Consider the following 13,000-nt stretch of genomic DNA (forward strand, 5'->3'; position numbering starts at 1 on the left):
GAAATATGTCCTTCATAACTGCCGGTCCCGGCGTACCCGACGACGACGGCACGCCGACGGTCTCCCGCTGGCGGGACGTCTACCTGGCCGCCGGTGCCCGGGCGGTGTCGAGCTGCGGCGACTTCCTCGCGGCGACCTCGCTGGCGCTCGCCCTGCAATCCGCTGGCGCCGGTGGGCTGGCGGTTTCCGGGGTGATGCTGGCCGCCACGCTGCCGCTGGTGTTGCTCGCCCCGCTGACTGGTCGACTGGCCGACCGGGTGGACAGCCGCACCCTGCTGATCTGGGCCGGTGCCGGCCAGGCGGTGGTCTGCGCCGCACTCGCTTTCGCCGGGAACACCGCCGTGATCCTGTTGCTCGCCGCGCTGCTTGCCTGCGGGCTGGCAGTGACCCAACCGACCCTGGCCGCCCTGCTGCCCGAGATGGTGCGCCGGGACGACCTGCCCCGAGCCAGCGCGATCAACCTGACCGCCGGCTCGGTCGGCATCCTCGTCGCGCCGGCCCTGGCCGGGCTGCTGGTCGGCCAGTTCGGTGCCCGGATCCCGCTGCTGCTCGACGCCGGTAGCTATCTCGCGCTGATCGCGGCCGGGCTGCTGCTGCGTACCCGACGGGGTGGGCGACGGCCGACGGGAGCGGCCGGCGGGGCGAGCCCGGCACCGACGGCCCCGGCCTGGCGGCTGCGCCGCGACCCGCTGCTCTGGACGATGGTGGCCGCGATCGCCGCGACGGTGGCCGGGGTGGGCGCGGTCAACGTGATCGAGGTCTTCTACGTACGCGAGACCCTGCGTTCCTCGACCACGATGTTCGGCCTGGTCAGCGCGGTCTGGACCGCCGGCATGCTGATCGGCGCCTGGCTGCTGGCCGGCACTGCCCGGCGGGCCCGGGACGACGGTGCCCGGGTCAAGGGCGTGCTGGGCATGCTCGGCGCGGCCTGCCTGCTGGTCGGGCTCGGCGCCACCGTGCCGGCCGCCGGCTGGCTGGTGCCGCTCTGGCTGGTCGGCGGCGTCGCGAACGGCGGGCTGAACGTCTTCAGCAACCTGGTACTGGCCAGCCGGGTGCCGCCGGCGGCGCGCGGCCGGGCCTTCGCCGCGCAGGGCGCCGCGATCCAGGGCGCCGGGATGTTCGGCTACCTGGCCGGTGGCATCCTGCTCGCCGGCTTTTCACCCCGGCCGCTGGTCGCGGTGACCGGGCTGGCCGGGCTGGCCGTGGTCGGCGCGGTGACGCCGGTGGTGCTGCGGGCCGCCCGGCGGGAGCGGGCCGCGATGCGTCCTGGGCCACTTCCGCCCCGGTCGGCCGAGCGGCCGGCCGAGCCGGCGGCTACGGTCGGATCATGAGCGAGCTGCGGCGACCCCGGGTAGGCCATATCCAGTTCCTCAACTGCCTGCCGATCTACTGGGGGCTGATGCGCTCCGGTGCACTGATCGACGTCGAGCTGCACAAGGACTCGCCGGAGCGGCTCAGCGCCTCCCTGGTCGCCGGTGACCTCGACATCGGGCCGATCACGCTTGTCGAATATCTCAAGCACGCCGACGAGCTGTTGCTGCTGCCGGATCTCGCGGTCGGCAGCGACGGCCGGGTGCTCTCGGTCAACATCGTCTCCACCCGACCGCTGGCCGAGCTGGACGGCGCCAAGGTCGCCCTCGGCTCCACCTCCCGGACCGGGGTGCTGCTCGCCCGCATGCTGCTCGCCCAGCAGTACGGCATCGACCCGGAATACTTCACCTGCCCGCCCGACCTGACCACCATGCTGCTGGAGGCCGAGGCAGGGGTGCTGATCGGCGACGTGGCGCTGCGCGCCCTCTACGAGGCGCCCGGGCGCGGGCTGGCCGTCACCGACCTCGGCCTGGCCTGGCGGGAGTGGACCGGGCTGCCGATGGTCTTCGCCGTCTGGGCGGTACGCCGGGACTTCGCGGCCAGCCATCCCGGCCAGGTCAAGGACGTGCACCAGGCGTTCCTGCGCTCCCGGGATCTCTGCCTGGCCGAACTGGACGAGGTGGCCGAGGCGGCGGCCCGGTGGGAGCCGTTCGACGCGGCGACCCTGGCGTCGTACTTCCGGACGCTGGACTTCTCGCTCGGCGAGCGCCAGGTGGCGGGGCTGCGGGAGTTCGCCCGCCGCGCCGTCGACCTGGCCGGCGTACCGCCGCTGCCGGCGGGCGGGCCGGTCTTCTTCTCCGCCTGACCGGCCGCTGCCCGGAGCGGACTCAGGTGGCGTCGGAGGCGGCGCGGAGCTGCCGGGCCACGTCCTCGCAGATCTTCGCCCCATAGGTGTAACCGAGGTCGATCGCGTACCGGGTCTCCACCGCCATCGTCCAGCCGTCACCGATGGCCAGGCAGTTCACCGTGTACCTCTGCTCGCGCTGCCGGTCCACCCAGCCGTTCTTGACCGCGATGGTCTTCTGCTCGGCGGCCGGGAACGCCTTGCGGATGCCGAAGTTGCCGACCCCGCGTACCGCGCGCATCTCGTCGAGCAGCCACTCGGTCCACTGCGGCCCGGCGGCCCGGCCGTCGGCGATGCAGGCGCCCATCCGGGCGGTGTCCCCGGCCGAGAGCGCGGTACGGCTCCAGCCGCCGTCGGCGGCCGGGCTGCTGTCGGTCAGGTCGCAGATGCTGATCAGCCGCTTGATCGACGCCGTGCCGCCGTTGAGTTCGTAGAGGGTTTGCGCGGCGTTGTTGTCGCTGTCCCGGATCATGATCGACACCTGGTTCATCCGGGTGTCGCTCGGGGTGTCACCCTTCTCGTCGGCGCGGCGCAGGAAGTCCGCCCCGATCCACGCCTTGATCATCGAGGCGGTCGGGTTGGTCTCGTCCATGTTGGCCGAACCGGAGATCTTGCCGGTCCGGGTGTCCATCAGCGCCCAGTTCCACCAGCCGGCTTTGTCGATCTTCACGTTGGTCGGCGCCACCGGCAGCGGCGGCAGTTCGGGGCTGGGCGTCGGGGTGGGCGTGGCCGGCCTGCCCGGGGTGGTGGCGGTGGGTCCGGCCGGGCCGGACGGTTCCCCCCACTTGGCGGCGGCGGTACTCGCGAGCGGTGAGCCGGGCATCAGCCGCAGCCCGACCAGCACCAGCACCAGCAGTACGCCCGCGATCAGGGTCAGCCGCAGCAGGGTGGACCGGTTGGACCGGGCCCGCCGCTCGGCGGCGCGTTCCTCGGCGCCCATCAGGAGTTCCTCACGGTGAGCGGCTGCGGCACCCTGAGCACGGCGCCCGGCTGTTCGGTGACCAGTTGGCTGGCGACGCTGGCGCAGACGTCGGCGCCGAAGTCGAGCCCCTTGGCGCCGGAGTAGCGGGTCATCACGGAGAGCACCCAGTCGTCGGTGATCGCGAGGCAGTTCAGGTGCCACTTCCCGTCAGCGTTGATCAGCGTCCAGCCGTTCTTGATGCTGACCGGCCCCTGCGCAAGGATTCCCTGCGGCAGGCCGTCGATGATGCCCCAGCGACCGCCGCCCTGCCGAGCCCGCTGATCCTTCGCGGCGGTCGTACCGCGTACCTTGGTCATCTCGTCCAGCACCCACTTGGTCCACTTCGGTCCGGCTGCCGTGCCGTCCTTGACGCACTCTCCCATCCGGACCGCGTCCCGGGGGGACATACTGGTGTAACTCCACCAAATGCGGTTCTCGCCGGCAGGAATCTCCTTGGCGGTCTCGGTGAGGTTGCACATCTTGATCAAGCGGTCCAGGGTGCTCGCGCCGCCAGCGGCGCTGTACAGGGCGTTCGTGGCGTCGTCGTTGCTGTCCCGGATCGCCGTGCTCGCCATCTTGAGGTACGCCGCGGACGGCGTCTTGTCCCCGAGGCGGCGGAGGTAGTCCGAGACGATCCAGACCTTGATCATCGATTCGGTCGAGTTGGTCGAGGTCATGTTCTTGGAGCCGGAGATCTTCCCGCTCTCCCGGTCCAACAGGGCCCAGCCGAGGAAGCCGTCCACCCCCTTCACCGTCACCGGCGCGGCGGCCAGGGTCGGCGGCGGCGGCGCGGACGGCTCGATCCCGACCGGCGCCTCCTCGGTCGAGGAGGTACTTCCGCCGGAGTCGGCCAGCCGGGCGTACGCGGCGGGCACGAGCAGCAGGCCGCCAAGCACGACTGTCGTGATGGCGAGCACCAGGGTCACGCGGGGACGCATGAGGATGGGGCTCCAAGGGTGAAGGCCGGGGGGCCGCTGTGTCCAGGGCGCTGTGCGTCTTGCGGTGTGTCGGCGGCGCCTCCGCCAGCCCCACACCGGCGGTCTGCTCCGCGCCCGAACTGCCGGGGGAGGTGGCAGGTCGGAACGGGGGAAAGTTTACGTGGCTCGGTCCAATCCGCCAGATAGCGCAGGCCGGGAGTTCGCTGGTGCCGACCGGAAATGACCACTTATGTCGGTATAGATGATGAATATTTGGGCCGATGTGACCAGGCTCATTCACCCATCAGTCCGGACATTTGGTGCCGGTCGGCTGACCAGCTCACGGCCGGGTCTGGGCGGCATTTCTATTACACGTCTTGGTTACTGGCTAGTTGAGCTGTAACACTTGCTGCGTGGACGGACATGACTTCCCGGTCCCGGATGACGGACCCGCCGGCGGCCTGCTCGATCAGGTCGAGGCGGCGGAGGCGGCGCTGCGGGCGGCCGCCGACCGTGGCCGTCCCGGGGAAGACCCGGCCGCCGACACCGACCCGCAGGACTACTTCACCGCCCTGATCGACGCGGATCAGAAGATCGAGCCCCGGGACTGGATGCCGGAGGCGTACCGGAAGACCCTGATCCGGCAGATCGCCCAGCACGCCCACTCCGAGATCATCGGCATGCAACCGGAGGGCAACTGGATCAGCCGGGCACCCTCGCTCAAGCGCAAGGCGATCCTGCTCGCCAAGGTGCAGGACGAGGCCGGGCACGGGCTCTACCTCTACGCGGCCGCCGAGACCCTCGGGGTGACCCGGGACGAACTGGTCGAGCTGCTGCTCGCCGGCCGGCAGAAGTACAGCTCGATCTTCAACTACCCGACGCTGACCTGGGCCGACGTCGGCGCCATCGGCTGGCTGGTGGACGGTGCCGCCATCGTCAACCAGGTCCCGCTGTGCCGGTGCTCGTACGGGCCGTACGCCCGGGCGATGATCCGGATCTGCAAGGAGGAGTCCTTCCACCAGCGGCAGGGCTACGAGATCCTGCACACCCTCGCCCACGGCACCCCGGAGCAGCACGCGATGGCCCAGGACGCGGTGGACCGCTGGTGGTACCCCTCGCTGGCGATGTTCGGCCCGCCCGACGGCGACTCCACGCACAGCCAGCAGTCGATGGCCTGGAAGATCAAGCGGTTCTCCAACGACGAGCTGCGGCAGCGCTTCGTCGACATGTGCGTGCAGCAGGCCGGCGTGCTCGGCCTCACCCTGCCCGATCCCGACCTGCGGTGGAACGAGTCCCGGCAGGCGCACGACTACACCCAGCCCGACTACGCCGAGCTGATGCGGGTGATCGCCGGGGACGGGCCGTGCAACCGGCAACGGATCGCGCACCGCCGCCGGGCGGACGCCGACGGTGCCTGGGTACGCGAGGCCGCGCAGGCGTACGCGGCCAAGCGGGCCGCCGCGCGTACGGCGGTGCCGGCGTGACCGCCCCGAGCCAGGGCCGGGCCGGCTGGCCGCTCTGGGAGGTCTTCGTCCGGGCCCGGCGCGGACTGTCGCACACCCACGTCGGCAGCCTGCACGCCCCCGACGCCGAGCTGGCGCTGCGCAACGCCCGGGACCTCTACACCCGGCGGCAGGAGGGGGTCTCGATCTGGGTCGTACCGGCCCAGGTGATCACCGCCTCCAGCCCGGACGAGAAGGACGCCTTTTTCGAGCCTGCGGCCGACAAGGTCTACCGGCACCCGACGTTCTATCCGGTGCCGGACGGGGCGGCGCACCTGTGAACACCCCGGGCACACCCGTGCACACCACCGTCGACTACCTGCTCGGGCTCGGCGACGACGCCCTGGTCGCCGCGCAGCGGCTCGGCGAGTGGGTCACCGCCGCGCCCGAGCTGGAGGAGGACGTCGCGCTGGCCAACATCGCCCTGGACCAGCTCGGCGCCGCCCGACTGCTGCTGAGCTACGCCGGGGAACTGGAGGGCGCCGGCCGGGACGAGGACGCGCTGGCGTACCTGCGCTCGGACCGGGAGTACCGCAACTGCCTGCTGGTCGAGCTGCCGAACGGCGACTTCGCGATGACCATGGCGAAGCTGCTCTTCCTGTCGGCGTACCAGCTCCCGCTCTACACCGCGCTGAGCGGCTGCGCCGACGAACGGCTCGCCGCCACCGCCGGCAAGGCCCGCAAGGAGGTGGCCTACCACCTCGACCACGCCAGCCTCTGGACGGTACGCCTCGGCGACGGCACCGCGGAGTCACACCGGCGGATGGCGGCGGCGGTGGACGAGCTGTGGCCGTACACCGGCGAGCTGTTCGCGGCCGACCCGGCCGCACCGGTCGACCCGGCCGGGCTGCGCTCCGCCTTCCTCGCGAACGTCGAGCCGGTGCTGGAGACCGCCACGCTGGAGCGTCCGGCCGACGGCTGGGGGCCGACCGGTGGCCGGGCCGGGCTGCACACCGAGCACCTCTCCTACCTGCTCGCCGAGCTGCAGGTGCTGCACCGGGCGCATCCCGGAGCCCGCTGGTGAGCGCGGGCCGATCCGGGCGGGCGCGCCGGGCCGCGGCGGCGGTGGTCGACCCCGAGCTGCGGGTGCTGACCATCGAGGACCTCGGCGTGCTGCGGGAGGTGACCGAGGACCCGGCGACCGGCCGGGTCACCGTGACCATCACCCCGACCTACACCGGCTGCCCGGCGATGGACGTGATCCGGGCCGACATCCGGGCCGCGCTGGCCGCCGCCGGGCATCCGGACGCCGAGGTCGTCACCGTCTTCGCCCCGGCCTGGACCACCGACTGGATCTCCGAGGCCGGCCGGGTCAAGCTGGCCGCCGCCGGGATCGCCCCGCCGGGGCCGGCGGGCCGGCGCCCGGTCCCGGTCACCCTGAGCGTCCGCTGCCCGCACTGCGGTGCCGCCGACACCGAGCAGGTCAGCCGGTTCGGCTCGACCGCCTGCAAGTCGCTGTGGCGGTGCCGGGCCTGTCGGGAACCCTTCGACCATCTGAGGGCGTTTTGAGCGTAACCATCAACCGGCCGGTCCGGCGCCGGCCGGTCTTCCACCCGCTGCCGGTCCGGGCGGTCGACCGGCTCACCGAGGACGCGGTCGCGGTCACCTTCGAGGTACCGGAGCAGTTGCGGGAGACCTTCGCCTTCCGGGCCGGGCAGCACCTCACGGTCCGGCGGATCCTCGCGGACGGGGCGGAGGTGCGGCGGTCGTACTCGATCTGCTCGACCCCGGCCGAGCTGGCCGCGACCGGAGAGCTCCGGATCGGAGTGCGGGAGGTGCCGGGCGGCGCCTTCTCCAGCTTCGCGGTCTCGACGCTGCGGGCCGGCGACACCGTGCAGGTGCTGCCGCCGCTGGGGACGTTCGGCACGGCGTTCACGCCGGACCGGGTCCGGCACTACGCCGGGGTGGTCGCCGGGTCCGGCATCACCCCGGTGCTGTCGCTGGTCGCGACCGCGCTGGCCGTCGAGCCGGCCAGCACCTTCACCCTGGTGTACGGCAACCGTTACGGCCGCACCGTGATGTTCGTGGAGGAGCTGGCTGACCTGAAGGACCGCTATCCGGAACGGCTGCACCTGGTGCACGTGCTGTCCCGGGAGCCGGGCGAGTCGCCGTTGCTCTCCGGCCGGGTCGACGCCGACCGGCTGGGCCGGCTGCTCGACACCATCGTGCCGACCGCGCGGATCGACGAGTGGTTCCTCTGCGGCCCGTACGGGATGGTGCTGGACGCGCGGCGGGTGCTCGCCGAGCGCGGGGTGCCGGAGCGGGCCGTACACGCCGAGCTGTTCCACGTGGACGCGCCGCCCGCGCCGCCGGTCCGGCTGGCCGACACGGCGGCGGACGCCGGCACCGAGGTGACGATCCGGCTGGACGGCCGGGCGTCGAGTTTCCGGATGGGCCGGGACGAGCGGGTGCTCGACGCGGCCCTGCGGGTCCGGGGCGAGCTGCCGTACGCCTGCAAGGGCGGGGTCTGCTCGACCTGCCGGGCGAAGGTGGTCGCCGGCGAGGTGTCGATGGCCCGCAACTACGCCCTGGAGCCGGACGAGGTGGCCGCCGGGTACGTGCTGACCTGCCAGGCCAGCCCGGTCACCGACACGCTGGTGGTCGACTACGACGGCTGAGGCGGGTTGTCCCGGGTCCGTTGTGGTGCGGGCGGACATAGATCGCCATCGGTGGGTTCGACGCGTTGCGCGGATGACGGAAACCTTGTCGCGCGCGGCTCGCAACAGATAGGCCGATCTCTATCTTGAGTCGGTAGCGCCGCCGATGACTCGGTGGTGCCGCGGATCACGAGGAGAACCTATGCGTCGAGTTCGGACTGTCGTGGCGCTCGTCTTCGCCGGCGCGGCGTTGCTGGTCGGAGCCGGTGCGCCGGCCCAGGCCGCGGTGTCGGTCGAGCGTCAGGCCATGGCCAGCAACCCCTCCCCCTACCCCTTCGGTTCCTACTACACCTACGAGGCCTGTCGCTACTACGGGGAGAGCCTCGTCGCGGGTGGCGCGTGGCGTTACTACAACTGCGTCTACGAGTGGCGCAGCGGCCAGCCGCAGGGCTACTACTACCTCTACATGTACAACTGAGGTCGTCGCGGCCGACGGATTCGGCGGAGCCGGGGCAGCATGGCGGCACAGCCTGTCGGGCTGCCCCGCTTGCGCGCCCGCCTGGCGGTGCGGCGGCGGCGGAGTCGGCCGCGTGAGGTTGAAGAAATTCTTCGCCACCCGTTGCTCCATTGAAGGACGTGTACTACCAAGGTATCCATGAGGATGCTCCGTACGCGTCGCGCCCGGGCCGGACTCGCGTCCTTCGCGGCGCTCGGCCTGCTGGCCACCAGCCTGCTCACCCCGCCCGCCGTGGCCGCCGGCCCCACCCCGGCGGACGCCGGTGACGGTGCGGCCGCCGCGGCTGATCCCTTCCCGGCGTACACCCGGTTCAACATCCCGGCCGAGGACGGCGCCCGGGACCGGACCATCGAGGACGAGCTGGTCCGGCTGGCCGACGGCGCACCGGCCGGCGGCTACATCCGGGGCATCATGTACAGCTGGAGTTCCCCGGTGGTGGCCGAGGCGCTGAAGCGGGCGGCGGCCCGGGGCGTGATCGTCCGGATCGTGCTGGACGAGACCGGTGGCGGGGTCAACACCGGGGCCGACAACGCCGCGATGGCGGTGCTCAACTCGGCCAACCTCGACGACCTGGTGATCTGCGGCAAGACCTCGTCAACGGTGGCCGGCTCGACGGCGTGCATCGGCAACAAGAGCAACTCGATCAACCACAACAAGGTCTTCACGTTCTCCACCAGCGGCACCATGAAGCGGGTCGTCTTCGTCAGCTCGCAGAACCTCACCTTCAGCCAGAACAACCTCTTCAACAGCGCGCTGATCGTGCACGAGGACTACGACCTGTACGACCACTTCACGGCGTACTTCAACGACATGCGGGCGCAGCGGAAGAACAACGACTACTTCAACGCCGCCAACGGCTACTACAAGTCGCCGAATACCGCCGTCACCGTCTACCACTCGCCCCGGGCCGACAGCGACACCCTGGCGAACCGGCTGGCCGAGGTGAGCGCGTACGAGAGTGGCTGTGCGGTGGACGTGGCGCACGCCCAGTTCACCGACGCCCGCCCCGAGGTCGCCACCCAACTGCGCCGGATCGGCCGGCTGGGTTGCCGGGTCCGGGTCGTCTACGGCTCGATGGGCAGCACCGCGTACGCCACCCTGAACGGGCAGCCGAACGTCTCGCTGAAGAAGTACCACGACGCCGAGGCCAGCAACTACGACGGCCGGGTGGTCACCGTGCACTCCAAGAACATCATCATCAGGGGCACCTTCGCCGGGGTCGCCGGGCGCAGCGTGGTCTTCACCGGCTCGCACAACGTCACCGACCCGGCGTTGACCGACCACGACGAGACCCTGGTGAAGATCGAGCACCCGACGGTCTGGAACGACTTCCACAACAACTTCGAGACGCTCTGGAGCCGGGCCAAGTGCGTCAACCCGGACAACGGCAGCTGCACCACCTGAGACGTACCTGGCCTACCTCGCGTCGGTCTGGCGCGGATGGTTGGTCAGTACGTCAGGTCGGAGCGGTGCTCGACCAGGGTGACCGGCGTATCGCACATCTCCGCGATGTAGTCGGCTGCCTCTTCGAGGTCGACCGGAGTCTCGTCGCGGTAGGCGTCCTGGTAGATCCGGAGTCCCACGTCCGTGATCCACGCGCCTGGCTAGGGCAGGGCTACGGAGAACATCCGGGTGACCGGGCGGAAGCCGGCCTTGTCATACAACCTGCGGGCGGGATTCTGGTCGACCACCGACAGGTCGAGGGTCGGTAACCCGGCAGCGTGGGTGCCCCGGAGGGCATGCGTCAGCAGCGCCCGGCCCAGCCCACTGCCCTGGGCGTGTGGGGCGACGGCGATGTTCAGGATCCAGCCGCAGGTGTTCGTGGTCCAGGGCACCGGACCGGCGCAGAGGACGTGCCCGGCGCTGCGTCCGTCCGGACCGACCACCCGCGCGGACGCGCTGAGTAGTGGCGGGACTGGCTCGGCATCGTCGAACATCGCTCGGATCTCCCGGGTGTCGGCGGCCTGCCATTCGCCGTCCGGGTGCTCCGGCCCGTACGCCGAGGCACACGCCACCGCGAGGTCGTCGTCCCAGCCGGCGTGGACCAACGACCATCCGTCGGGCAGTGCCGCCGGTGGCGGCAGCTCGGCCAGGTCGTGTCGCAGCCCGGTAGCGGCCCGGTGGAGCGTGAGGCCATCCGCCAACAGGGCCGCCACCAGGCCCTCGTGCGTGGTCTTCAGCATCCTGCCGGCGAGGTCCCGGCGCAGTTGCGCGGCAACCTTCGCCGGGGCTGCCCCGGGCAGCGGCCGAACATCCTTGACGGCCGGCTCACGGCCGTCGTCCTCCAGCCGTAACCTGGCGAGCGTGGCGCCGTCGTCGGCGAGCAGCAGTGAGTCGACTGCGCTCTCGGGGTCCGGGCGTACGGGCATGAGCCGGACACTAGCCGCGCCAGCCGTACGACAGTCAACGCAATTTCCGCAGCGCAGTGAATTGCGACGCTCGGCGAGTCGTCGCGGCCGGGCCTACTCGTTGCGCGGCTGGCAGCTACAGCGACAGCAGGTTGACGGGGACGCTGGCGTAGCGTGCCGGGGGTCAGGCGCCGTCATGTCCGCCGATCCTACGCGTGGGTGCCGACACTCATCTGGGACACGACGTGCCAGCAGGTGCCGATCCACTGCTGCGGACGTACGTCCGACGGGTGTCGACTACGGATCACATTGCTCGGGGTGGTGGTCGAGGTGGGGCGGGCCGGCGACGTACCCTCGGGTACGTGACGGTGAGCCGGGAGATCGACAGCATCCTGCAACGTGGCGCGGACGGCGGGCGGATCACGCCCGAGGAGGCGCTGCTGCTCTACACCGACGCGCCGCTGCACCCGCTGGGTGAGGCGGCCGACGCGGTACGGCGGCGGCGGTATCCGGACAACATCGTGACGTACCTGATCGACCGCAACATCAACTACACCAACGTCTGCGTGACCGCCTGCAAGTTCTGCGCCTTCTACCGGGCGCCGAAGCACCGGGAGGGCTGGACGCACCCGACCGAGGAGATCCTGCGGCGCTGCGCCGAGGCGGTGGAGCTGGGTGCGACCCAGGTGATGCTCCAGGGCGGCCACCACCCCGACTACGGCGTGGAGTACTACGAGGAGCTCTTCTCCTCGGTCAAGCGGGCGTACCCGCAGCTCGCCATCCACTCCATCGGGCCGAGCGAGATCCTGCACATGGCGAAGGTCTCCGGGGTCGGCCTGGAGGAGGCGATCAGCCGGATCAAGGCGGCCGGGCTGGACTCGATCGCCGGTGCCGGCGCGGAGATGCTGCCCGAGCGGCCCCGCAAGGCCATCGCTCCACTGAAGGAGTCCGGCGCGCGCTGGCTGGAGGTGATGGAACTCGCACACCGGCAGGGCGTCGAGTCCACCGCCACCATGATGATGGGGACCGGGGAGACCAACGCCGAGCGGATCGAGCACATGCGGATGATCCGCGACGTGCAGGACCGCACCCGGGGCTTCCGCTCCTTCATCCCATGGACCTACCAGCCGGAGAACAACCACCTCAAGGGCCGTACCCAGGCGACCACCCTGGAGTACCTGCGGCTGATCGCGGTGGCCCGGCTCTTCTTCGACACCGTGCCGCACCTCCAGGCGTCCTGGCTGACCACCGGCAAGGACGCCGGACAGCTCGCCCTGCACATGGGGGTGGACGACCTCGGCTCGATCATGCTGGAGGAGAACGTCATCTCCTCGGCCGGTGCGCGGCACCGCTCCAACCTGCACGAGTTGATCTGGATGATCCGCTCCGCCGGCCGGATCCCCGCGCAACGGGACACCCTCTACCGGCACCTGGCGGTGCACCGCACCCCGGCCGACGACCCGACCGACGACCGGGTGGTGTCGCACTTCTCCTCCATCGCGCTGCCCGGTGGCGGCGCGGGCCGGAGTCTGCCGCTCGTCGAGGCCCGCTGAACTACCCTCGTCCATTCGGCCACCGCCGGCTGGGCGAGGGGCCGGTCCTTGGCTCCGATCCGGCGGCAAAACGTCGAGCGCGCCGGATAAATGGCCTCTGACCAGGACATTCTTGGAAGCCGGGCGGGTCCGGGCGGTCATAACGGTTGGATCAAGGGGAGCGCGACCAGGCCGGTCGAACCGATAGCGTGCCGGCACACGTACCCGCTGACCGTCGTGGACGGACCGGCCTCCGGGTCGGGACGCGGCGCACCGGGGTCGTCCTCTATCGGTCCATGAGGGCCGTTCACATAACGCACGGCATCGCGGGCGGGGTGGGAGACCACCTCGCCCGCGGTGTGTTCCGGCTCGGGCACGGCAGGCGCCGGACTGTCGCCCGGAGCCCCCGGC

At 71.2% G+C, this 13,000-nt stretch carries 15 protein-coding genes; 11 read left to right on the top strand and 4 right to left on the bottom strand.

The annotated features are described in order from the left end of the window. The first annotated feature begins 5 nt into the window (after window positions 1–5). Window positions 6–1,331 (top strand): MFS transporter, encoded by a 1,326-nt coding sequence (locus AAH979_RS15265; RefSeq protein ID WP_346258757.1) that lies wholly within the window; start codon window positions 6–8, stop codon window positions 1,329–1,331. Then, window positions 1,325–2,176 (top strand): menaquinone biosynthesis protein, encoded by an 852-nt coding sequence (locus AAH979_RS15270; protein WP_346258842.1) that lies wholly within the window; start codon window positions 1,325–1,327, stop codon window positions 2,174–2,176. Before AAH979_RS15265 ends, AAH979_RS15270 begins: the two co-directional genes overlap by 7 nt. 22 nt (window positions 2,177–2,198) lie before the next feature. Here AAH979_RS15270 and AAH979_RS15275 read toward each other — a convergent pair whose 3' ends face one another. Then, window positions 2,199–3,155 (bottom strand): hypothetical protein, encoded by a 957-nt coding sequence (locus AAH979_RS15275; protein ID WP_346258758.1) that lies wholly within the window; start codon window positions 3,153–3,155, stop codon window positions 2,199–2,201. Then, the gene (locus AAH979_RS15280) at window positions 3,155–4,114 is read right to left on the bottom strand and encodes a hypothetical protein (RefSeq protein ID WP_346258759.1); all 960 of its coding nucleotides are present in this window, start codon (window positions 4,112–4,114) and stop codon (window positions 3,155–3,157) included. Before AAH979_RS15280 ends, AAH979_RS15275 begins: the two co-directional genes overlap by 1 nt. Window positions 4,115–4,506: 392 nt before the next feature. Here AAH979_RS15280 and paaA point away from each other — a divergent pair, with 392 nt between their 5' ends. From paaA to AAH979_RS15315, 7 genes are all read left to right on the top strand, one after another. Continuing rightward, window positions 4,507–5,577, top strand: coding sequence for a 1,2-phenylacetyl-CoA epoxidase subunit PaaA (paaA, locus tag AAH979_RS15285; RefSeq protein WP_346258760.1), 1,071 nt, complete (start codon window positions 4,507–4,509; stop codon window positions 5,575–5,577). After that, window positions 5,574–5,876, top strand: coding sequence for a 1,2-phenylacetyl-CoA epoxidase subunit PaaB (gene paaB, locus AAH979_RS15290; protein ID WP_346258761.1), 303 nt, complete (start codon window positions 5,574–5,576; stop codon window positions 5,874–5,876). Before paaA ends, paaB begins: the two co-directional genes overlap by 4 nt. Then, window positions 5,873–6,619 (top strand): 1,2-phenylacetyl-CoA epoxidase subunit PaaC, encoded by a 747-nt coding sequence (paaC, locus tag AAH979_RS15295; RefSeq protein ID WP_346258762.1) that lies wholly within the window; start codon window positions 5,873–5,875, stop codon window positions 6,617–6,619. The genes paaB and paaC overlap by 4 nt, the downstream gene beginning before the upstream one ends. Beyond that, window positions 6,616–7,104, top strand: coding sequence for a 1,2-phenylacetyl-CoA epoxidase subunit PaaD (paaD, locus tag AAH979_RS15300; protein WP_346258763.1), 489 nt, complete (start codon window positions 6,616–6,618; stop codon window positions 7,102–7,104). The genes paaC and paaD overlap by 4 nt, the downstream gene beginning before the upstream one ends. After that, entirely contained in the window at window positions 7,101–8,213 is a 1,113-nt protein-coding gene (paaE, locus tag AAH979_RS15305; RefSeq protein ID WP_346258764.1) for a 1,2-phenylacetyl-CoA epoxidase subunit PaaE, read from the top strand. Before paaD ends, paaE begins: the two co-directional genes overlap by 4 nt. A gap of 181 nt (window positions 8,214–8,394) precedes the next feature. After that, the gene (locus AAH979_RS15310; RefSeq protein WP_346258765.1) at window positions 8,395–8,670 is read left to right on the top strand and encodes a hypothetical protein; all 276 of its coding nucleotides are present in this window, start codon (window positions 8,395–8,397) and stop codon (window positions 8,668–8,670) included. Window positions 8,671–8,847: 177 nt separating this feature from the next. After that, complete coding sequence (locus AAH979_RS15315) at window positions 8,848–10,113, top strand: phospholipase D-like domain-containing protein (RefSeq protein ID WP_346258766.1); 1,266 nt, start codon at window positions 8,848–8,850, stop codon at window positions 10,111–10,113. Window positions 10,114–10,157: 44 nt separating this feature from the next. Here the strand turns inward: AAH979_RS15315 and AAH979_RS15320 are convergent, their stop codons facing one another. Beyond that, on the bottom strand, window positions 10,158–10,292 hold the full coding sequence (locus AAH979_RS15320) for a hypothetical protein (protein WP_346258767.1): 135 nt from the start codon (window positions 10,290–10,292) through the stop codon (window positions 10,158–10,160). Between the two features lie 21 nt (window positions 10,293–10,313). Further along, entirely contained in the window at window positions 10,314–11,078 is a 765-nt protein-coding gene (locus AAH979_RS15325) for a GNAT family N-acetyltransferase (protein WP_346258768.1), read from the bottom strand. 198 nt (window positions 11,079–11,276) lie between these two features. Here AAH979_RS15325 and AAH979_RS15330 point away from each other — a divergent pair, with 198 nt between their 5' ends. Both AAH979_RS15330 and mqnC read left to right on the top strand, forming a co-directional pair. Continuing rightward, window positions 11,277–11,423 carry a hypothetical protein gene (locus AAH979_RS15330; protein WP_346258769.1) on the top strand — a complete coding sequence of 49 codons (147 nt, stop codon included), beginning with the start codon at window positions 11,277–11,279 and terminating at the stop codon, window positions 11,421–11,423. Then, the gene (gene mqnC / locus AAH979_RS15335) at window positions 11,420–12,610 is read left to right on the top strand and encodes a cyclic dehypoxanthinyl futalosine synthase (RefSeq protein WP_346258770.1); all 1,191 of its coding nucleotides are present in this window, start codon (window positions 11,420–11,422) and stop codon (window positions 12,608–12,610) included. The genes AAH979_RS15330 and mqnC overlap by 4 nt, the downstream gene beginning before the upstream one ends. Window positions 12,611–13,000: the final 390 nt, after the last annotated feature.

Source organism: Plantactinospora sp. ZYX-F-223 (assembly GCF_039649625.1).
GTDB lineage: Bacteria > Actinomycetota > Actinomycetes > Mycobacteriales > Micromonosporaceae > Plantactinospora.